Source organism: Castellaniella sp. (genome assembly GCF_034674885.1).
Lineage (GTDB): Bacteria > Pseudomonadota > Gammaproteobacteria > Burkholderiales > Burkholderiaceae_B > Castellaniella.
This window is the reverse complement of the sequence record NZ_JAUCDS010000010.1, coordinates 46,591-66,886: the sequence shown is the minus strand read 5'-3', so window position 1 is coordinate 66,886 and position 20,296 is coordinate 46,591. Positions and strand designations below refer to the sequence as shown.

Sequence of the window (20,296 nt, the reverse complement as noted above, 5' to 3'; positions counted from 1 at the left end):
ACGAATCCGAACCGCTTGCAAGCGGTGAGGTGGGCGGCAACGCAGTATGGGCATCGCAGACGCCAAATTAGTCGAACAGCGCACTAGGGCTGCCGACAGGGCCTGAGCAGCGTGACGTCGCCATCGGTCGGCATGATGGCCCGTAGCGGTTCGCAGTGCCCGCCTTCGCACCAGTCGTAATCGGCCGTGTAGGGCGAGCGGGTCAGGCGCAGGATGTGCAGGGGGGCGGTGTGCGGCTGGTATTCGTACCAGCCGTCGGCGTGATGTACTGCGTCGGGCGGTGGATCCATGCCGGCCCCGGACCCCAGGATGCGGGCGTGGCCGGCGACCAGCACCGGCTGGCCGTTGGCGTCTGCTTCTACCCGGTAGTCTTCTTCCCAGCGGATCTTTTCGATGGAATGAGTCCAGGCCAGGGTGAAGGCCTGTGTCGGCACGAAGCGCGGCGGCACCTGGGGCGCCGCCGCCAGCGTCAGGCAGATGCCCAGCGCCCCCAGCATCATGCTGCCTGCGCGGCTATCTGGCGACGGCTGCGGACCAGATGCCAGACCAGGAAGAGCGCCGTGGCCGCGAAGCCCAGGTCGTCGGTGATGGGCGCGGCCGCCACCAGCAGGGCCGCTGCGATCACCACGTAGGCGCGCTCAAAGCCATTGAGGCGCATTTTCAGGAAGCCGGTGACGCCTGCGCTCCAGAGAGTGATCGCAACCAGCGCCTTGAAGACGATGTAGATCACATCCCAGGCCGTGCCGCCCTGCAGCATCAGGGCGGGGGAATACACGGCCATGTAGGGCACGACGAAGCCGGCGATTGCCACCCGCAACGCCTGGATGCTGATCTTCAGGCCGTTTTCCCGGGCAATCGGCGCAGCGGCGAAGGCGGCCAATGCGACCGGCGGCGTCAGGTCGGCCATGATGCCGAAGTAGAACACGAACATGTGCGAGACGATCAGCGGCACGCCCAGTTTCAGCAGGATCGGGGCTGCCAGGGAACTGGTAATGATGTAGTTCGGGATCGTGGGGATGCCCATGCCCAGCACCAGGCAGGTGATCATGGTCAGGAACAGGGCCAGGAACAGGTTGTTCTCGCCGATGGCGATCACCTGGCCGCCGAACTCGGCGGCCACGCCGGTCAGGTTGATGATGCCGATGATGACACCGACCAGGGCGCAGGCCGTGGCTACGGACAGGGCGTTGCGCGCGCCGTCCGCCAGGGAATTGACGGCCAGCTTCAGTGCGCTGCGGCCGTGCTTGCGGAACAGCAGGGCGATGGCCAGCACGGCGATGATGACGAAGAAGTCCGTCACGCCGAATTCGACGAAGCCCGCGCAGGCGATGCCCAGCAGCAGCCAGAACAGGTAGCGCAGCACCATGGGGCGCGCGCCCTGGATGACGGCGGCGCCGAAGATCAGGATGACGGTCAGACCCAGGCCGATGGTGCCCGAGAACAGCGGCGTGTAGCCCGAAAACAGCAGCGCCACCAGGCCGATGAGCGGAATCAGCAGATACCAGCTCTTGCGCACGGCGGCCCAGGGGTTGGGGCAGTCTTCCTTGGGCAGGCCGTGCAGGCCACGCCGGCCGGCTTCCAGGTGGACCGTCATGAAGGCCGTCGTGAAATACAGGATGGCCGGGATGATGGCGGCCTTGACGACTTCGATGTAGGGAATGTTCAGGGTCTCTGCCATGATGAAGGCCACTGCCCCCATCACCGGCGGCATGATCTGCCCGCCCATGCTGGACGTGGCCTCGACCCCGCCGGCAAAGGCCGGAGAATAGCCGAAGCGTTTCATCAGCGGGATGGTGAACTGGCCGGTCGTGACCACGTTGGCGACGCCCGATCCGTTGATCGTGCCCATCAGGCCGGAACTGACGACCGAGACCTTTGCCGGGCCGCCGCGCGTATGCCCGACCATGCCCATGGAAAAGTCGCTGAACAGCTGGATCATGCCGGCCTGTTCCAGGAACGCGCCAAACAGGATGAACAGGTAGATGTAGGTGGACGACACGTAGGTGGGAGTGCCGTAGATGCCCTCGACCCCGAAGCTCATGGTGCTGACGATCTGATCCAGTCCGTAGCCCCGGTGCATGAACGGCCCCGGAATGTACTGGCCGAACAGGCCGTAGGCCAGGAAGATCCCGCAGATGACGGGCAGCGCCCAGCCCATCATGCGTCGCGTGGCCTCGAAGACCAGGATGATGGTGATGATGCCGATCACCATGTCGGCGTCGGTCATCTGGCCGGCGCGCGCGGTCAGGTCGGATTCATAGACCCAGTGATACAGGCTGGTGATGAAGCCCACGGAGCCCAGCGTCCAGCCGATGATGGTGTTCAGGCGGCCGCCACGCGAGTACAGCGCGAACACCATCAGCAGGACGAACCCCACGTGGATGGCGCGGATGACCTGGCTGGACAGCGGGCTGTAGGCGGCTGTCCAGACCTGGAAGCAGGAAAAGATGACGGCGATCCAGAAGACGCCGCGCGACATGGGTTTGTCGATGTGGTCGTGAGCAGAACTCATGTTTCGGGTTCCAAAAATTTGCTAAGCCCCCTCGGGGGTAGACCGGAGGGGGCTTTGGGGAAGTGCCGGGTGGAAGCTGGCTGATCTTATTTGATCAGGCCGACTTCCTTGTAGTAGCGCTCCGCGCCCGGATGCACCGGGACGGGCATGCCCTTCAGGGCGTTGGCCAGTTCGATGGTCTTGGCGGCATTGTGCGTCGATTTCAGGGTGTCGAGCTGTTCGTAGAAGACTTTCGTCATCTGGTAGACCAGGTCGTCGGGCACGGCTTCGGACGTGATCAGGAAGTTGGGCACTGCCACCGTGGGGGTGTCGCCTGCCATGCCTTCGTAGGTGTCGCCGGGGATGGTGGCCGGCTGGTAGGCCGGGTTGTTGATCTTTTCGACGACGTCGGCAGGGATCGGCACCACGACGATCTTGACCGAGGTGGCCAGGTCGCGGATCGAGGAAACGCCCAGACCGGCGGACTGCAGGGTGACGTCCAGCTGACGGTTCTTCATCAGTTCGACGGATTCGCCGAAGGGCAGGTATTCGACTTTCGCGAAATCGGCGTAGGTCAGGCCGGCGGCCTTCAGGACGGCGCGAGCATTCAGTTCGGTGCCGGAACGGGCGGCGCCCACGGAAATGCGCTTGCCTTTCAGGTCAGCCAGGGTCTTGATGCCGGAATCGGCATTGGCGACGATCTGGATGTAGTTGTTATAGGTGGCGGTCATGCCGCGCAGTTTCTTCAGGGGGGCCTTGAAGCCGGCTTCGGCGCTGCCCGTGTAGGCGTCGGATACGGTGTCGGCCAGGGCGAAGGCCAGCTCGCCGCGCCCGGCCTGGATCAGGTTCATGTTTTCCGCCGAGGCCTTTGTCACCTGAGCGGTGGATTTGGCGTCGGGGATGTGTTTGTTGTAGATCTGCGAGAGGGCGACACCCATGGGGTAGTACACGCCGCTTTGGCCGCCGGTCAGGATGTTGATGAATTTGGTATCGGCAGCGTGGGCCGGGACCGTGGCGACGGCTGCAACAGCCATGGCCGCCGTGGCCAGCCATTTTGTCATTTTCATGGTGTGCTTTCCTCTTGTGGGGCAGACAAATACAGACCGTGCATGGTAGCAGGATCGCGGAGGCCTGAAACTGGGGAATCACCCTAGGAAAATGGGTCACTACGCTATACTGCGCAGGGTCAGGCCCGTATCGCCGGGTCAGGGCAGACCCGATCCTTTCCGCCCAATGAAACTGCCTTCCACGCCCCGCATCGACCTGCTGGAACCCGCCATCATGCTGGCGACCGTGTTGCAGTGGCTGATCCTGGCATCCCTGGTGGGCCTGATCGTCGGCACCGGGGTCAGCTTCTTTCTGCATGCCCTGTTCTTTTCCACGGATCGGACCCTGGCCGCGCCGCATTGGGCGTATTGGCTGATGCTGCCGGCGGCCGGGCTGGCCAACGGCCTGATCATGGGCTATGGCTACCGCATGCTGGGCGCGCCGGACCTGAAGGATTCCATCTTCGCCGCCGTCCACGAGCAGGGAGGGCGCCTGCCGTGGCGCACGATGCTGCTCAAGCCCATTGCTGCCATCATCACGCTGGCCAGTGGCGGTTCGGCCGGCAAGGAAGGCCCGTGCTCTCATCTGGGGGCGTCTCTGGCGGCCATGGTCGGCCAGGTGTTCCGCCTGAATCGGGAATTGCGCCAGCGCATCGTCGCCTGTGGCGTCAGCGCCGGTTTCGCCAGTGTGTTCGGCACTCCGATCGCGGGCGCCATCTACGGCGTGGAAATGCTGGTCATCGGCCGCATCCGCCACGATTTCCTGTTTCCCGCCCTGATTGCCGGCATGACGTCGTTCCAGGTCAGCAAGGCCTGGGGCATACCGTACGAGTCCTACCTGGTCCCCGCGCTGCCCGTGTTTTCCGAATCCCTGTTCCTGCGGACCGTGCTGATCGGCATGCTGTGCGGCGTGGTGGCCCGTATTTTCGTGGACCTGATCTATGCCGTGCGTAACGTCTGCCAACGCCTGCAGGCCCGCTATGCCCTGTGGCCACCGCTCATGCCGCTGGCGGGCGGGCTGCTGCTGGCTGCGCTGGTGACCGTGATTCCCGTCGATTACCTGGGGCTGAGCCTGCCGCTGATGGACCGCGCCCTGCAAGGCGAATCCATGCCCTATCTGGGTTTTCTTTGGAAATCCCTGTTGGTGGCCGTGACCCTGGGTTCGGGGTTCTATGGCGGCATCGTCACGCCGCAGTTCGTGATCGGCGCGGTGGCGGGTAATGCATTTGCCCATCTGTTCGGCATCAGCCCTACGCTGGGGGCGGCGGTGGGCCTGGTATCCGTGGTGGCGGCGGCGTCCAACACGCCGTTGGCCGCCATCCTGATGGGGGTCGAACTGTTCGGCGGGGTGGTGGGCACCGTCTATGTATCGGGGGCCGCGATTGCGGCCTATCTGATCATCGGCCACCGCAGCGTGTATCCGGACCAGCGCCTGGGCCATGCCAAATCGTCCTGGATGCGGGTGCGCGCGGAAATCCCCGTTGGACAGGAAAAAACCCATTTATCCTATGGTTTGCTGAAAGGTTGGCGGCAGATGCGGGCGCAAGGGCCCCGGGCGTGGCTGCGGACCTGGTGGCATGCCGTGCGGCAAGGAAGGAAAGAACATGACGATCAGCCCTGAATTGCTGCTGGCCAGTATTGGCGTGGTGGCGATGGCGGCCCAGTGGCTGGCCTGGAAGCTGCGGGTGCCGGCCATCTTGCTGCTGCTCCTGTCCGGCATCGCGGTGGGGCCGGTGGCCGGCTGGCTCAAGCCCGACGAACTTTTTGGCCCCTTGCTGTTTCCCGTGGTGTCCCTGGCCGTGGCCGTCATCCTGTTCGAGGGCAGTCTGACGCTGGAATTCCACCAGACCCGGGGCCTGGAGCGTGTCGTGCGCCGCCTGGTGTCGGGCGGCCTGTTGATTACCTGGGCGGTGGCGGCCTATGCGGTGCACGTCTTTCTGGACTTTCCCTGGGACCTGGCCGTCCTGTTCGGGGCGATCACCTGCGTGACCGGTCCCACCGTCATCGCGCCGCTGCTGAAGACCGTGAAGCCCGTGGCGCCGGTCGCCCATGCCCTGCGCTGGGAAGGCATCCTGATCGATCCCATTGGCGCCATCCTGGCGGTGCTGTCCTACGATCTGATGGTAGCCCTGAGGGCCACCCAGGCCTGGACGCATGCCTTGTGGTCCTTGGGCGCAACCGCTATGGCCGGCCTGTGTTTCGGGGTGGCGGGCGGCTGGTTGCTGGGCACCTTGCTGCGGCGCGGTTGGGTGCCCGAGTCCCTGCTGAACCTGTCGGTGCTGGCTTCGGTGTTCGCCGCGTTCTCGCTGTCCAATACGGTGCAGCACGAGTCCGGTCTGCTGGCTGTGACCGTCATGGGAATCTGGCTGGCGAATCGCCCCGGCATTCCGGTACACGACATCCTGGAATTCAAGGAAACCCTCAGCCAGATCCTGCTGTCTGCCCTGTTCATCCTGCTGGCGGCCCGAGTGGCGCCCGGACAGCTTTACAACCTGGGGTGGCCGGCCCTGGCCGTGCTGGTGTGCATGTTGTGGCTCGGCCGGCCGCTGAAAGTCCTGTTCGCTACCTGGGGGTCGCCGCTGAAATGGCGGGAACGGGCTCTGCTGGCCTGGATCGCGCCACGCGGCATCGTCGCGGCGGCGGTGTCGGCGCTGTTTGCCCTGCGGCTGGAATCCCTGGACGTACCGCAGGCCGATCGCCTGCTGCCCATGACCTTCCTGGTCATCATCGGCACCGTCATCTGGCAGAGCCTGACGGCCCGGCCCATGGCGCGGCTGCTGAAGTCTGCCGAACCTGATCGGGTGGGGTTCCTGATTTCCGGCGCCAATCCGGTGGCGCGGGCGATCGGCCTGGCGCTGCAGGAACAGGGCGTGCCGGTGCGCCTGTGCGACAGCGATTGGTACAGTCTGTCGAAAGCCCGCATGCTGGGCCTGCCCACCTATCACGGCAGCCCGGTGTCGGAACATGCCCAGCGCAACCTGGACACCAACGGCCTGGGCCGACTGCTGGCCCTGGGCACGCGGGATCACGTCAATCAGTTGATCATGGTGCGCGGGCGCGACGAATTCGGCAAACACAAAGTCTTCAGCCTGCCCTTGTCGTCCGATGGCGATCCGGCTGAAAGGCACGCACTGGACCCGGAGTATCGCGGCCGCACGCTGTTTGCGCCCGGGGTGGGGTACTGGAAGTTGTCCAGCCTGTTGATGGCGGGGGCGCAGATCAAGGCCACCCGCTTGTCGGATACCTTCGACTTTGCGCAGTATCAGGCGCAGGACCCGGACCGGGCCGTCATTCCCCTGTTTGCGGTGAACCCCAAGGGCTACGCCATGCCCTTCACTCTGGATCAGGACCTGACGCCCGTGGCCGGGTGGACCGTGATCGGCCTGCATGCGGCGGCCGCATCCGCCGATCAGGACGGTGTGCCGGACTCGGTTCCCAGCGCCGCCTGACATTGTGGCGCGCCAGGGTATCAGGCAGAGCGCGGCCTGTGGCAGCCACTGCCCTGGATCGGTGGCCGGCCCGGCATCACTGCTTGGCCATGTCGGATCGCCATGAAAACACCAGGTGCTCCGGCGTCTTGCCGCCTATCGTCACATCGCGGGTCTGGGTGCGATGCTGGTAGGTGGCCTTGACCTGGTACCTGCCGTCCGGCAGCTTGGCCAGCAGGTAGGGGCCCTGCGCCGTGGTATCCAGCACGGGTGTGCCGTGGGCATCGGTGATTGCGACCTGCACGTCGGCCACGTAGTCGCCCTTGCCTTGCTCCATCTGGTCGAAGGTCATGGACAGCGGGAATTTTCCCATGGCGTCCTTGAACGACGTGGATTCGTCGATACCGATCCCGCCGCTGAGATACTCGATGTTGCCCTGGTGTTGAGGGGCGGGCAGGGTGGCCCAGGCGGGCGCCAGGAAGCCAGCGCCTGCCAGCGCCAGTCCGGCCAACGCGGCCGTGCGAGTCAGGTGATGATTCATGTGTGTGACAGAACTGAGTTGCATGATGCACTCCTTGAATAAGCCCCGGATCGGACGGCTTCAGCGGCCGTCCCGGCCCTGACGAGAATGGCCTTCGCCCCGCCGTTCGGGGCGTTCGGCGCCTTGGCGTTTCTGGCGTGTGGGGGCTTGGGCACGCGGGGGCCTGAATTCCTGCGCCCTGACGTCCTGGCGGGGGCGCTCAGGGGCGGCTGCCGGACGCACTTCTGTGCGGGGGCGTTCTGGCGACCGGTTGAATTGCGGCGCTGCCCGGGGGCCTTCGGACGGACGGCGCGGCTCGTTCCTGCTGCCCCGCATGTCGTTGGGCGTCGGCCCATGATGGGCCGAGCCAGAGGGGGCAGCCCGGCCGGGCATCGTCTGGGGCCGATCCGCAGGCCGCTGTCCGGGGGGCGCATCGAAGCGCGCCCGCTGTTCGCCGGATTGTCGGCCTGCGGGCGGCCTGTCGGGGCGCTGCGGGCGAGACGGTGCGGCGGCATCCTGCCGTCCAGCCATCGATGGCAGCGTCTGATGGCGTTGTTGCGCATAGTGGCGCTGTTCGGGGCTGGGGGCCGCCCGCAGGCCGCCCCGGCCGCCGTTATAGCTGACGCGATTGTTTCGATTGTCGTGGATGACGGTCTTGTCCACATAGACGTTGCGGACATGGGTGATGTTCACGTTGGTCACTGCCCGGTTGTAGTAGAAATGATTGCCGCGCCAGCCACCGCCGACATAACCGATGCCGAAATAGCCGAACCCGTAGTCGATGCCGCCATAAAAGCCCACTTGCGGGCCCCAGTAGCCGCCATGCCAGCGGTAGTAGCCATCCGACCAGCCCCACCATCCAGGCGTCCAGAGCATGCCCACGGATGGCGGCATCAGCCAGGCGCCGTCCACCCAGTAATAGCCGTCGGGGCCCCAGGCCCAGTATCCGGGCGTCCAGATGTAGCCTGGAGCCGGGGTGGGCGGTTGCGTGTAGATCGGCAGGGCCGGCGGGGCAATGGTGATGCCGATGCTGACGTCCGCCTGGGCCGCGATCGGCAGGCTCAGGGCGGGCGCTCCCAGCAGTGCCGTCAAGATCGCCAGTCGGGCAACATGCCCTCTGGCGCGGGCACGGTGCTGTGTGGAGAGAAGGGGAAAAGTCTTGTGCTTGTCCATGATGTCCCCCGCAGGAAACGGTATTGGTATGACCGGGATGGTACGGCCTGGTTCCGCAGGCACGATGGAGAAGGCCTTTCAATGTGTATGAGTGGCAGCCTTTTGTATCGTGCCGTTCCAGACGGGGCCGCCAGGGGGACACACGCTTACAAAGCGGAATGGCCTATGCTGTAAGCCGTGCCCTGTGCAGGGAGCCAGGGATCTTGGGGAAATGGATGTCCGGACCGCAGATCGATACCCGTCGCCTGTTCTTCGCCTTGTGGCCCGATACCGCCACGGTCGAGGCGCTGGTCGACTGGACCCGCCTGGCTCACGACGCCTGCGGCGGGCGCCGGATGCGGGCGGATACCCTGCACCTGACGCTGGCATTCCTGGGGGCAGTGGGCACTGACCGGATTCCCGGCCTGATGGAACTGCTGCGCGTGCCGCGTGGGCCTGCCGGGACACTGGCCCTGGACCGGTTCGGACGGTTTCGAGGGCCGCGCATCGTCTGGGCCGGTCCCTCGGCCCCGGCGCCGTGGCTGGCTGCGCTGCATCGATCCCTGTGGCGAGACCTGGAGCGGCTGGGCTTTCCCCGACCCAACGAGCCGTTCCGTCCGCACGTGTCGCTGCTGCGACAGGCTGGCGATGGCGATCTGGCGGCCATTGCGCCGATGCGTCCGATCATCTGGGCGGCCCATCGACTGGTGCTGGTCGCATCCGCGCCGCGCGAGACGGGCTCGTATTACGAGGTGCTGGCGGAACAGGACCTGGGGACCGCCTGAGCAACTCCGGCGTGGCGTGAGTCCTCGGGACGGCAGCGGGGGCGGGTATTCAATCGCCCTCGCGGGCGTCGGTCGCGGGCCTTGCGTTCGCTGCAAAAATTCCGGGGGTGGATCCAGTGTATTCCCGGAAGGTCGCGATGAAAGACGATAGGCTGTCATAGCCACAGGCCAGGGCCACGTCGGTGATCCGGTCGCCGCGTTCCAGCAGAGGCAAAGCATGCACGAGGCGCGCCCGCTGACGCCAGAGCCTGAATCCGAGGCCGGTTTGTCGCTGGAATATCCGCGTCAGCGTGCGTGCCGAGACGCCCAGCCGTGCCCCCAAGGCCTGCAGGTCCATGCCTGTGGCCGGGTCGCTTTGCAGCTGGCGACAGATGGCGTCCAGTCTGGGGTCTGTCGGCCAGGGCAGGACGAGGCCGACTTCCTGCGCTTTCCTGAGCTGGTCGACCAGCACATGCGCCAGCCGGCCGTCGGAACCGCCCTCATCGTAGTCGCTGGGGAGCAGGGCAAATTCCCGGATCAGCTCGTGCAGCAGGGGAGAGACGGTCAGCACGCGCAAGTCAGGCCAGTTCAGGCCCAGTGCGTCGCTGTCCAGGTACAGGCTGCGGATGATGGCTTGCGGCGACTGATGGACCTGGTGCCTGGCGCGGGCAGGAATCCAGACGGCCCGGTGTGGGAGCGCGATGAAGTGGGCCTGGGGGGTCCAGACCTGGAGATGCCCCTGGATGGCGTAGGACAGCTGGGCCCATGGGTGGTGGTGCGGGTGGGTGCGGACGATATTGGGGTGCTGGTCCACGCTGCCGTAGATGGGCCGAGGCAGTGTCCTGGGTTGTGCAGCCGGCTTGTTTCCCGCCGGGAATCCGAGGGGACGGTTGTCGCTTTGGGAATGTTTCATTGTCATTTAGCGCCAGACGTATGCTCGATTGCAGTTTAAGCTGAATCCCCTGGTCCTGAAACTGCTGCGAGATCCATGGCATGTCCACCAAGCTACGTTTACTTTTTGATCGATTCACCCTGACGCTGGTTGCGGTCGTGGCGGCCGCCACCTTGCTGCCTGCACACGGGCAGGGGGCAGTGTTCTTCAAGCACCTGACCTCGGCCGCCATCGCCTTGCTGTTCTTCATGCACGGGGCCAAGCTGTCCCGGCAGGCCATTGTGGCGGGGGTGATGCATTGGCGTCTGCACATCGTCGTGTTCGTCTGGACCTTCGTCATTTTTCCGATTCTGGGGTGGGCTCTGCGTCCGGTGCTGGTGCCGCTGCTGGGCATGCCGCTCTATATCGGCGTGCTGTATCTGTGCGTGCTGCCAGGTACCGTACAGTCGGCGATCGCCTTCACCTCGATCGCCCGGGGCAACATCCCGGCGGCGGTCTGCGCGGCATCCGCGTCCAGCATCCTGGGCATCGTGATCACGCCGTTGCTGCTGCAGTTGCTGCTGGCCGCCGATACATCCGCTCTGGGGTCGGGATCCTTGCTCCACTCCATCGGGCGGATCAGCCTGGAGATCCTGCTGCCCTTCGTCCTGGGTCATCTGGCGCGCCCCTGGCTCGGTCGATGGATGGACGGCCACCGCCGTCTTGTTCGCAATGTCGACCAGAGTTCGATCCTGCTCGTGGTGTATACAGCGTTCAGCGAGTCGGTCATCGGCGGCTTGTGGCATCAGGTGGATACGGTTTCCCTGGTGCTGCTGGTGGTGGTCTGCGCAGTGCTGCTGGCTTTCGTGCTGTGCCTGAACACCTGGTCCACCCGGCGCATGGGATTCCGGCGCGAGGATGAGATCACAATCGTCTTCTGCGGTTCGAAAAAGAGCCTCGCCACCGGGGTGCCGATGGCTGGGGTGTTGTTCAGCGCCGGGGCCATCGGCCCGGTGCTGCTGCCGCTCATGATCTTCCACCAGATCCAGTTGATGGTGTGTGCCGTGCTGGCCCAGCGATACCTGCGCCAGAGCGAGCCTGAGGTGGTCGGATCGGGCGGATTGCCTGCCGGCGCAGGCCGCTGATGTCCCCGGGGGCGGATGCCCCTCAGGGATAGTCCCGATGCACTTCCCTCAAAACGGTATACAATATCCAGAAATCAACATTCTTGTCGTGAGATTGATTTCATGGTGAAAGTTACATTCCACAAAGATGGGCAGATCCATCGGGGCGAAGTGCAGGAGAACACCAATCTGGTCGTTCGTGCCGGCATCCGGCAGTTTCCGCATCCCAACCTGGCCTACAAGTGCGGCATGGGCAAGTGCGCCACGTGCGCCTGCAAGATTCTGGACGGGGCCGAGCATCTGCCCGTGCCGAACTGGAAGGAAAAGAAGCAGCTCGGAGGACTTCTGGACGAGGGCTATAGGCTGGTCTGCCAGCTATGGCTGACGCACGACATCGAACTGACCCAGGATGTCGAGCCAGTCCATCACCGCGTCGGGACCCCTGCCTAGTCTTGGAGAATGCTCATGTATGTCATTTTGACCAGCAAGCCCGGCTTGTATACCGCGACCCTGGAAGCGGAGGACGCCGTGGTGGAATCCTACAAGTATCTGTTTTATGGACGCTGCAAGGCCGTATTTCAGCTTGCGCGTCTGGATGCGGAGGCAAAGGTGCATATCGTCGAGGACGAGCCACCGCACGTTCGCAACGTTGTGTCGACCAAATTCCTGGATCATTTCGATACGTTGGACCAGGCCCGCGCGGAACTGAACCATCTGGTTCGTTTTGGCGGTCTGGATGCCGTTTTGCAGCGCTGCCAGGCCTCTGAAGTCGCTGTTTGAAGGAGGTTGGGATGGTGACGATTACGTTTCTGAATGGCAGCGCCAAAGCTGTGCAGGCGCCCGACAACAGCAATCTGTTGCGGATATCGATTCGCGAAAAAGGCGGAATCCCGTTCAAGTGCGGCGGGGGCCTGTGTGGCACCTGCAAATGCCTGATCGAGGAAGGGCAGGAAAACACCGACAAGATCAAGCCCAAGGAGCGTCGGCATCTGAAGCCGGAAGACTTCGAGGCCGGCTACCGGATGGCGTGCCAGACATTCGTCACGGGCGACATCAAGGTGTCCTGGTAGTCTCGCCGCCCGGGGGCCGTCAGCGCGCCCATTGCGGGGGCACGCCCCCGCGTTCCTCTACGTAGGCGCGAGCCGCGTTATGCACGTGCTGGGTGGCCAGCAGGCCGGCGAGTTCGACGTTGCCGGCGATGACGGCCCGCAGGATCTGTGCGTGGTCGGCCCAGTTTTCCTTGACCCGGCGCATGTTGCTGGGTGCAAACACCAGCGCGGTGCGGTCACGCAGGGAATTCATCAGGTCCATGAGCACCGGGTTCCCCGTCACGGTGGCCAGCGTCTCGTGGAAGATCCGGTTCAAGTGGCGGCAGGCGTCCGTGTCCTCGCGCTCGGCAGCCTGCATGCCTTCTTCCAGGATGATCTGGAGTTCCGCGATGGCGTCGTCGTCGCGGCGTTCCGCAGCCAGGCGGGCGTTCAGGCCCTCGAGCGCCGCGCGGACTTCCACCATGTTGTAGGCCAATTCGTCGGACAGGACGGCGACGGAAGCCCCTCGGCGGGGCTCGATCGTGACCAGTCCCTCGGCGGCGAGTGCTCTCAGGGCCTCGCGGATGGGGATCCTGGATACGGCCATCTCATCGGACAGACGACTTTCGACCAGGCGTGCGCCGGGCCTGAATTCGCCTTGCAGTATCCGGTCGCGCAGTTTGTCGCGGATGACGGCGAAGAGGGGTGAATACTGTTCACCGATCTTCAGGTCTTCACCCCCTCGGGTGTTGCCATGCGCGTAGTTGTTGAGTCTCATTGTTGTCGTGCCCATGGTCCAGCTCTCGACGCTTCTTGAACAATTTCTTAGTATACAAGTCCCCGGGCGGGCAGCCTGGGGAAGATGAGAAGGGCTATGACGGCAGCCCGTAGTCAATGCCAGAGCGTTTTGGCGATCAGGCCCAACGCGCTGAGCGCGCAGAACGTCAGCAGGCCGTAGCGCAGGGCGGGCCCACTGACGTAGTAGCGCGCCTTGTTGGATAGCCGGAAGCCGAAGAGCAGGAAAGGAACCAGGCTGGCGCTCAGCAGGACATCGCGCAGCCCGTAGTGTCCTGCGATGGCGAGGGCGACGAGCGACACTGTGGCGCCGCACGCAAGAATGGCGCCGATGGTGGCGCGGATGGTGGGCGGTGCGCTGTGTTGCATGATGATTGCCAGAGGGGGAGATCCGACGGAGGTCAGGGTGCCCATGACGCCCGAGATCAGGCCGGCAATGCTGGCGTTGGACGGGGACACCTTGAGTTTCAGGCCCGAAGCGCTCAGGATGACGGCCATCAGGATGAGGCCTGCAAATACCAGACCCATGGATCGTGGGGCCAGCTGGCTCAGTGCGAAGACCGCAATCAGTGCGCCGACGACCCGCCCCCCCAGTGCAAAGGACGCCGGCTGCCAGGCGATGTGCCGTCGCTCTCGCAGCGCGGTCAGCATTGTTGCCATGCCGCCCAAGGTGAGCAATGGGCCGGGAACCAGGTCGGGACTGACGATCAGGGCGATAGGAGCTGCGAACATGGTGAAGCCGACCCCGCCAATACCTTGAAGGAATGCCGAGCCGACGATCAGGCATGCCATCAGTGCGTAGATCCATGGGTCGGTGAAAGGCAGTAGGTCAAGAGATGTCATGGTGCTTCCAGACGAAAGGGACGTTCTTATGTTACTGGATTCTGTATACTATTTGCGTACATTGTTTAGATGCATATCTTTACTTCGCAGACCGATACATCACAGATGACATTGAGCGAGATTCTTGTAAGTACTTTGATTTATATATAATAATTATCAGACAAGATGCTTGAGGCTTGCAGGATCTAGGGGAAACCCCGCGTACACATCTTAAGCTTCAAGAATATAATATAAAGTATACAGGATACGAGATATCTATTCGTACCCTGATCTCCGCCGTCAGATTGTCCATCTCTGCAATTTCCATCCTCGAAATTCAATTCCGGGATTCGCCTACAAGGGGAGGCTCATGGGTTCAGAAGTCACACTCAACCTATCGCATTGGCTATATCTGGCCAGTGTGGTGGTCATCATCGTCACGATGATTTTTCGTGCCAACGTGGTTGTGCCGGCAGTGATCGGCACTTTTCTGGTTGTCACCTCGTTGATGGGCAATCCCATCAACGGGTTCATCGGGATTTTCTCGGCCAGTTTCGTGGCAGCGCGCGAACTGTTCAATATTTTCCTGGTCATCACATTCATGACGGCGCTGCTCAGCGCCTTGAAGGCCACCGGCGCGGATGTGCTGATGGTCCGGCCCTTTCAGAAAGTGATGCGGGGCGGGTTGTCGTCCTATATCGTCATCGCAGTGGTGACATACCTGTTTTCACTGTTCTTCTGGCCTACACCTGCGGTTCCCCTGGTTTCGGCGGTCCTGCTGCCGGCGGCGATCGCGGCCGGCCTGCCTCCGATCACAGGCGCGATGGTGATTGCGATTGCCGGCCAGGGCATGGCACTGTCTTCCGACTACATCATCGGCGTGGCGCCGGGCATCAGCGCCAAGGCGGCAGGTGCCGCCGTCAGCGCGCAGGCCGTGGCCGACAAGGCGCTGGTGCTGTCCCTGATCACCGGGGTGGTGGCCCTGGTGCTGGCCTACGTGTTCACTCGCAAGAGCATCCGCAAGCCCGACCCGGCTCTCCTCGATGAGTGGCAAGCCATGGCAAGCGACGGCAAGCTTGGCTCGGTGGAACGTGCGGGAACTTTCGACAAAGCCGAAATGGCCCAGAGCGCGGATGCCCCGGAAGAAGATGTGCCTGCTGCCTCGCGCGCCAGGACGCACCTGCAGAAATGTGCCCGGACCTTCGCAGTGGTGACGCCACTTGCGTTCCTGGGCGTCATCCTGGTGCTGGTGCTGCCCACCATTTATCCGTCGATGCCCGCGCTGCGTGGCGGCGACGCTGCCGGGCTGGTCGGCGGGGTTGGCTTCGTGTTGATGATGCTGGCCTGTCTGATGTTCGTCGGCCCGCGCAGGATGCTGGACCTCTGTCCGGATTACATGACCGACGGGTTTGTGTTCGCCTTCAAGGCAATGGGTTCTGTGCTGCCGATTGCAGGTTTCTTCTTTCTAGGCACCAGCGACGCGACTGCGCAGATCTTGGGTATTGCCGCCGACAAGGCGCCCAGCCTGCTCTTCGAACTGATCGCTGCGGGTCAGCACTATATTCCGAACAATCCCTTCATGATGGCCTTCGGCGAACTCATCGTCGGGATGGTCACTGGCATCGACGGGTCGGGATTCTCGGGGCTGCCGCTGACGGGTTCCCTGGCGGGCGCCATCGGCCCGGTGATCGGAATGGATCCGGCCACCCTGGCAGCCATCGGCCAGATGGGCGCCATCTGGACGGGCGGCGGCACCCTGATCGCCTGGTCCTCGCTGATTGCGGTGGCAGGTTTCGCCCGCGTGTCGGTGCTGGACCTGGTCCGGCTGCTGACCATGCCGGTGCTGATTGCCCTTGCCGTTTCGACCATCTACGCCTCCATCTGGATGGTCTAGCAGTCCAAAGCCGAGGGGGCGCGGCATGCATGTCGCCGTTCCTCCTGGCTGGCTGTCCGTCATGACCTCTTCAGGATCAAAAAATGTCTTCCTTGCCTGTGTCTCAAGGCCATTACAGCATTGCCTCCAGAATCGGAGAAACCATATTCACTGCCGGGATGACGCCACGAAACAACGGCGTCCTGTCGATGACCGGCAGGGTATCGATGCAGCGGCCGATCGAGGATTATCGGCAGCCGGTCGAACTGGCAGTAGGAAATGCATTGCGGGCTGCGGCCAGTCAATTGCGCCAGGGAGAAACGATCTCCCGAGTCATCAATATGGTGGTGTATGTCGCTGCGGAAGACGGATACGAAGCGCATTCGAAAATAGCCGATTTCGCATCCGATCATCTGTTTTCCGTTCTGGGCGACTCAGGCATCAGCAGCCGGACCGCCGTGGGCGTGCATTCCCTGCCGGGCGGCGCGCCGGTCGAGATATCCCTGGTGGTTTCCGTCAGGGACCCGTGACGACGCGCCCCTGATCCACGCCGTCCTTCACTGATTATCCAGTCGCGATTTTCTTGCGTGCAGGGCTTCTGCCTGCGTGCGGGACGGGTGTTTTCAATCAAAAGCCAAAGGGAGGTGATGCCGACGCAGTCTTGAGCAAAGGAGTGCAGCAGCGCTGCATGTCATTCATTGTTGGACTGGTGCTCCGGTTCACGGGAATCGGGCGAACAGCAATTTATAAATAAGATGGAGACTCGAAATATCATGAAGAGGGAAACTCTTATCCTGTCGCTGATCGGCAGTTTCGCGGCCATCGGCGTCGCACAAGCGGAAACGTCCGTGACCCTGTATGGCGTCGTCGATACCGGCTATGGTTACAGCCAGCGGACACTCAACAAATCGGGCATCGACTATTCCAGCAAGTCCTCTGGCTTGCACGACAGCTATTTGTCGGGCAGCCGGTTCGGCTTCCAGGGGGTGGAAGACCTGGGGGATGGCTTGCGCGCCGTATTCGTGCTGGAATCCGGCATCAACCCCAGCGATGGGACGACGGTGACCCCGCGGATGTTCCACCGGGAATCCAATGTCGGTCTGTCCAGCGATGACTGGGGGACGTTCATGATGGGGCGCCAATACAATCTTGCCGATCCGTTCTTCGGTATCAACAGCACCTCGTCGATGGGCGATATCGACAAGACCTTCGGGGCGGCATCCGTGCGTGTGGACAATATGTTCCGGTATACGACGCCCAATTTCTCGGGGTTCCAGGCAGGCATCGGCTATGCCGCCAATGGGGTGATCGTGCGCAACGACCAGGATCCCGACACCAACAAAGACCGCGACAGCTATCTGTCCTTGGGGGTGCAGTATACGGACCAGACGATCCACGCGGTGGCGACCTATGATCGGGCCGGTACGGGGAAATTTGAACACGCGGCGACCAGCTGGGCTTTGGTGGGCTCGTACGACTTTGCAGTTGCGAAGCTGGCCCTGGGGTACGGGCAGGATCGATATGCGAAGATCAACGGCGTGGGGGCCTTTGGTGACAGAGCCCTGTTCGCCCAGGTCTTTGCAAAGGCGGGGTCGCCCATCGCCGATTATGATGAATTCCTGATGGCGCATGACTTCAAGGCCAGCAACTACTACGTTGGTCTGTCCGTGCCGTTCGGCGGCGGGACCGCCGGTTTCGCCTGGGCGCGCACGGCATCCAATCTGGATGACGCGGACAAGCTGGGGGATTTCGCGGGTGACCAGACCATATACAGCGCCCGGTACGTGTATCCATTGTCCAAGCGCACCAGCGTGTACGTCTATGGCTCCTACGGTACGAACATCGCCTATATCGACAGCCTGAAGGCGACCGAGGCAGGCCTGGGCCTGAACCATAGTTTCTGACGATCTGGCAGGTGCGCAGCTCGCCTGCACGGCATGGGAGTGAAGTCATGAACGGAAGTCAAAGCAAGCCGGGCGCCATGGTGTCCACTGGCAACCCCCTGGCGGCGCAGGCAGCCCGGGAAATCCTGGAGGCCGGCGGTTCTGCCGTGGATGCCGCCATTGCGGCCGATGCCGTCATGGGGGTCGTCGAGCCCATGGCGACGAGCATTGGTGGCGACCTGCTGGCGATGATTCATCAGGCCGGACAACCTGTGCTGAGCTATAACGGGACCGGTCGCGCGCCTCTTGCGCTGGATGCCGGCATGGTGAGCGCGCTGCCAGGCGCCCGGATTCCCGAGCGCCACCCCTTGTCGGTCACCACGCCGGGTGCCGTCATGGGCTGGCGGGACTTGCACCAGCGCTTTGGTCGCCTGGAATGGCGTCGCCTGTTCGCCCCGGCGATTCGTCATGCACGTGACGGGTTTGCCGTGGCCAGCGTGGCCGCGCACGAATGGGCGATCTTCGACTTCGTCCTGCGCGCGGATCCCGTGTGCGCCCGGATGTTCCATGCCGGGCGGCCTCCGGCGCCGGGGGACCGCTTCCAGAATCCTGAACTGGCCGACTCGCTGGAACGCATCGCGATGGACGGCCCCGACTATTTCTATCATGGACCTCTGGCCGAAGCGGCTGCGCAGGCCGTCCAGCGGATGGGGGGGGTTCTGGCAGCCGAGGATTTCCAGCGGCATAGTGGTGATTTCGCGACGCCGTTGTCCCTGGATTTCCACGGAGCCCGGATTCACGAATGTCCACCCAACACGCATGGCATTGCGATTCTGGATGCGCTGTCGGCCATTCAGGATCAGGGCGGCGCCCCGGATGATCCAGGAACCTGGGTGCGGATGGTCCAGGCCACCGCAGCAGCAATGGAGAAGGCCAAGCGCACGGTCGCGGACCCGGCAGGCAACACCGTCTGCACTGTCGTGGTGGATGCGCAGGGCCTGGCGATCACGCTCATGTCCAGTGTCTTCAAGCGCTTTGGATCCGGCATTGCCGTGCCCGGTGGAGGGTTTTGCATGCAGAACCGAGGTTTCGGGTTTTCCGGACCAGGCCATGTCAATGGTCCGGCGCCGGGCAAGCGCCCCTACCATACCGTGGTTCCGGGACTGACGACCCGGGATGGCGAGTTCTTCCTGGGCATGGGGGTCGTCGGCGGCCTGATGCAGCCCCAGGGCCAGATCCAGATACTGACGCGAGTCCTGGCGTGGGGCTGGGATATCCAGAAGGCCCTGGATGCTCCGCGCTGGCGGCTGGAGGCGGGCGACGCCCTCGCAATCGAGAAGGGCTTTCCCGATGATCTGGCACGCGTGCTGCGGTCCGCAGGCTACGCAGAACCCCATGCCGCCGCCGGTGAATTGGCGGGCCGCAGCGATTTCGGGGGCGCGCACGCGATCCTTCGCTTGCAGAGCGGAGAGCTGCAGGGGGCGGCGGATCCGAGGAAGGACGGCCAGTGGCTGAGAGCCTTCAGGCTTCAATGATTCAGGGTTCGAAATTCTCGGGATAACCCTTATTTTCTATAACAGTATACGGTATACAATAGTCCGTACATGCTGCTCAATCGACCCGCTGGACATGCGGATCTTCCTGGGCGAGGTCTTGAGACCATCTACTTTTATGTTGTGTTTTGATACAGGAATGGAAATGGCTACATTGATGAACCAAGATGAATTCCGCACCGCCCTGGAATTGGCGATCAAGGGCAATAGCGCGAATAAGGCTCCCTTCAGCGTGGCTTGGGCGACCGGTAAACTGAGCCGGGCCCATATGGCACGCTGGGCCGAGAACCACTACCACTATGTCGGACCGTTCGCAGACTACCTGGCCTATGTCTATGCACGCATGCCCGACAATTTCACCGAAGCAAAGGACTTCCTGCTGGCCAATATGTACGAAGAGGAAATCGGCGGCGATCGTCATACCGATCTGCTGATCCGATTTGCCGAGGCCTGCGGCACGACGCGTGAACGCGTGGAAAGCCCGGACAATATGTCGCCGACGACGCGCGCGCTGCAGTCCTGGTGTTATTGCGTGGCGATGCGGGAGGACCCCATCGTCGCGGTGGCTGGTCTGGTGGTCGGGCTGGAATCCCAGGTGCCGTCGATCTACCGCAAGCAATCGCCAATCCTGAAGGATAAATACGGCTTCACCGACGAAGAAGCGGAATTCTTCGATCTGCACATCGTGTCCGATGAAATCCACGGCGAGCGCGGCTACCAGATCGTCCTGGAGCATGCCAATACCGTCGAGCTGCAGCAGAAATGCCTGCACATCTGCGAAATTGGCGCAAAGATGCGGTATCTGTATACCACGGCCCTGTACAACGATTACGTGAAGGACGAGATCTCTCTCGAAGAACTGGAAATGGCGGCGTAAATCGGATGGTGCGCGGCCGGCCTGGATTCAGTGGGGCCGTGCGCCGCCGACAAGTTCATTCCTCATGGA

At 63.1% G+C, this 20,296-nt stretch carries 20 protein-coding genes; 12 read left to right on the top strand and 8 right to left on the bottom strand.

The annotated features are described in order from the left end of the window. Positions 1 to 83: 83 nt before the first annotated feature. The 3 genes from VDP74_RS07840 to VDP74_RS07830 form a co-directional block, all read right to left on the bottom strand. Positions 84 to 500: a DUF1850 domain-containing protein gene (locus VDP74_RS07840; protein ID WP_322999072.1), complete on the bottom strand. Its 417-nt coding sequence runs from the start codon at positions 498 to 500 to the stop codon at positions 84 to 86. After that, positions 497 to 2,512, bottom strand: a complete 2,016-nt coding sequence (locus VDP74_RS07835) for a TRAP transporter permease (RefSeq protein ID WP_322999071.1) — start codon at positions 2,510 to 2,512, stop codon at positions 497 to 499. Before VDP74_RS07835 ends, VDP74_RS07840 begins: the two co-directional genes overlap by 4 nt. Before the next feature lie 86 nt (positions 2,513 to 2,598). Continuing rightward, positions 2,599 to 3,558 carry a TAXI family TRAP transporter solute-binding subunit gene (locus VDP74_RS07830; protein WP_322999070.1) on the bottom strand — a complete coding sequence of 320 codons (960 nt, stop codon included), beginning with the start codon at positions 3,556 to 3,558 and terminating at the stop codon, positions 2,599 to 2,601. Positions 3,559 to 3,724: 166 nt separating this feature from the next. Between VDP74_RS07830 and VDP74_RS07825 the strand changes: the two genes are divergently transcribed. Both VDP74_RS07825 and VDP74_RS07820 read left to right on the top strand, forming a co-directional pair. Next, a complete protein-coding gene (locus tag VDP74_RS07825) occupies positions 3,725 to 5,158 on the top strand; it encodes a chloride channel protein (RefSeq protein WP_322999069.1) in 1,434 nt (477 codons plus the stop codon). After that, on the top strand, positions 5,142 to 6,986 hold the full coding sequence (locus tag VDP74_RS07820) for a sodium:proton antiporter (protein ID WP_322999068.1): 1,845 nt from the start codon (positions 5,142 to 5,144) through the stop codon (positions 6,984 to 6,986). Before VDP74_RS07825 ends, VDP74_RS07820 begins: the two co-directional genes overlap by 17 nt. Positions 6,987 to 7,062: 76 nt before the next feature. Here VDP74_RS07820 and VDP74_RS07815 read toward each other — a convergent pair whose 3' ends face one another. Continuing rightward, positions 7,063 to 7,530 carry a carboxypeptidase regulatory-like domain-containing protein gene (locus VDP74_RS07815; RefSeq protein ID WP_322999067.1) on the bottom strand — a complete coding sequence of 156 codons (468 nt, stop codon included), beginning with the start codon at positions 7,528 to 7,530 and terminating at the stop codon, positions 7,063 to 7,065. Positions 7,531 to 7,566: 36 nt separating this feature from the next. Next, positions 7,567 to 8,577 (bottom strand): hypothetical protein, encoded by a 1,011-nt coding sequence (locus VDP74_RS07810; RefSeq protein ID WP_322999066.1) that lies wholly within the window; start codon positions 8,575 to 8,577, stop codon positions 7,567 to 7,569. A gap of 296 nt (positions 8,578 to 8,873) precedes the next feature. On the opposite strand from VDP74_RS07810, the gene thpR reads away from it, so the two are divergent. Beyond that, positions 8,874 to 9,422: an RNA 2',3'-cyclic phosphodiesterase gene (gene thpR / locus VDP74_RS07805; protein ID WP_322999065.1), complete on the top strand. Its 549-nt coding sequence runs from the start codon at positions 8,874 to 8,876 to the stop codon at positions 9,420 to 9,422. A gap of 49 nt (positions 9,423 to 9,471) precedes the next feature. Here the strand turns inward: thpR and VDP74_RS07800 are convergent, their stop codons facing one another. Then, positions 9,472 to 10,314, bottom strand: coding sequence for a helix-turn-helix transcriptional regulator (locus VDP74_RS07800; protein WP_322999064.1), 843 nt, complete (start codon positions 10,312 to 10,314; stop codon positions 9,472 to 9,474). Positions 10,315 to 10,394: 80 nt separating this feature from the next. Here VDP74_RS07800 and VDP74_RS07795 point away from each other — a divergent pair, with 80 nt between their 5' ends. The 4 genes from VDP74_RS07795 to VDP74_RS07780 all read left to right on the top strand — a co-directional run bounded on the left by VDP74_RS07795 (position 10,395) and on the right by VDP74_RS07780 (position 12,466). Continuing rightward, complete coding sequence (locus VDP74_RS07795) at positions 10,395 to 11,417, top strand: bile acid:sodium symporter family protein (protein WP_322999063.1); 1,023 nt, start codon at positions 10,395 to 10,397, stop codon at positions 11,415 to 11,417. A 102-nt stretch (positions 11,418 to 11,519) separates the two neighbouring features. Continuing rightward, the gene (locus tag VDP74_RS07790) at positions 11,520 to 11,846 is read left to right on the top strand and encodes a 2Fe-2S iron-sulfur cluster-binding protein (protein WP_322999062.1); all 327 of its coding nucleotides are present in this window, start codon (positions 11,520 to 11,522) and stop codon (positions 11,844 to 11,846) included. 15 nt (positions 11,847 to 11,861) lie between these two features. Then, positions 11,862 to 12,176, top strand: a complete 315-nt coding sequence (locus tag VDP74_RS07785; RefSeq protein WP_322999061.1) for a ferredoxin — start codon at positions 11,862 to 11,864, stop codon at positions 12,174 to 12,176. An 11-nt stretch (positions 12,177 to 12,187) separates the two neighbouring features. Beyond that, complete coding sequence (locus tag VDP74_RS07780; RefSeq protein WP_322999060.1) at positions 12,188 to 12,466, top strand: 2Fe-2S iron-sulfur cluster binding domain-containing protein; 279 nt, start codon at positions 12,188 to 12,190, stop codon at positions 12,464 to 12,466. Between the two features lie 19 nt (positions 12,467 to 12,485). On the opposite strand, the gene VDP74_RS07775 is transcribed toward VDP74_RS07780, so the two are convergent. Further along, the gene (locus tag VDP74_RS07775; protein ID WP_322999100.1) at positions 12,486 to 13,202 is read right to left on the bottom strand and encodes a GntR family transcriptional regulator; all 717 of its coding nucleotides are present in this window, start codon (positions 13,200 to 13,202) and stop codon (positions 12,486 to 12,488) included. Positions 13,203 to 13,315: 113 nt separating this feature from the next. Continuing rightward, positions 13,316 to 14,062 (bottom strand): sulfite exporter TauE/SafE family protein, encoded by a 747-nt coding sequence (locus tag VDP74_RS07770; protein WP_322999059.1) that lies wholly within the window; start codon positions 14,060 to 14,062, stop codon positions 13,316 to 13,318. Between the two features lie 349 nt (positions 14,063 to 14,411). Between VDP74_RS07770 and VDP74_RS07765 the strand changes: the two genes are divergently transcribed. From VDP74_RS07765 to VDP74_RS07745, 5 genes are all read left to right on the top strand, one after another. Then, entirely contained in the window at positions 14,412 to 15,935 is a 1,524-nt protein-coding gene (locus tag VDP74_RS07765; RefSeq protein WP_322999058.1) for a hypothetical protein, read from the top strand. A 98-nt stretch (positions 15,936 to 16,033) separates the two neighbouring features. After that, complete coding sequence (locus tag VDP74_RS07760; RefSeq protein ID WP_322999057.1) at positions 16,034 to 16,444, top strand: RidA family protein; 411 nt, start codon at positions 16,034 to 16,036, stop codon at positions 16,442 to 16,444. Between the two features lie 243 nt (positions 16,445 to 16,687). Further along, the gene (locus VDP74_RS07755) at positions 16,688 to 17,818 is read left to right on the top strand and encodes a porin (protein ID WP_322999056.1); all 1,131 of its coding nucleotides are present in this window, start codon (positions 16,688 to 16,690) and stop codon (positions 17,816 to 17,818) included. A gap of 47 nt (positions 17,819 to 17,865) precedes the next feature. Further along, the gene (locus tag VDP74_RS07750; RefSeq protein ID WP_322999055.1) at positions 17,866 to 19,332 is read left to right on the top strand and encodes a gamma-glutamyltransferase family protein; all 1,467 of its coding nucleotides are present in this window, start codon (positions 17,866 to 17,868) and stop codon (positions 19,330 to 19,332) included. 163 nt (positions 19,333 to 19,495) lie between these two features. Further along, positions 19,496 to 20,227, top strand: coding sequence for an iron-containing redox enzyme family protein (locus VDP74_RS07745; protein ID WP_322999099.1), 732 nt, complete (start codon positions 19,496 to 19,498; stop codon positions 20,225 to 20,227). The last annotated feature ends 69 nt before the right edge of the window (positions 20,228 to 20,296 follow it).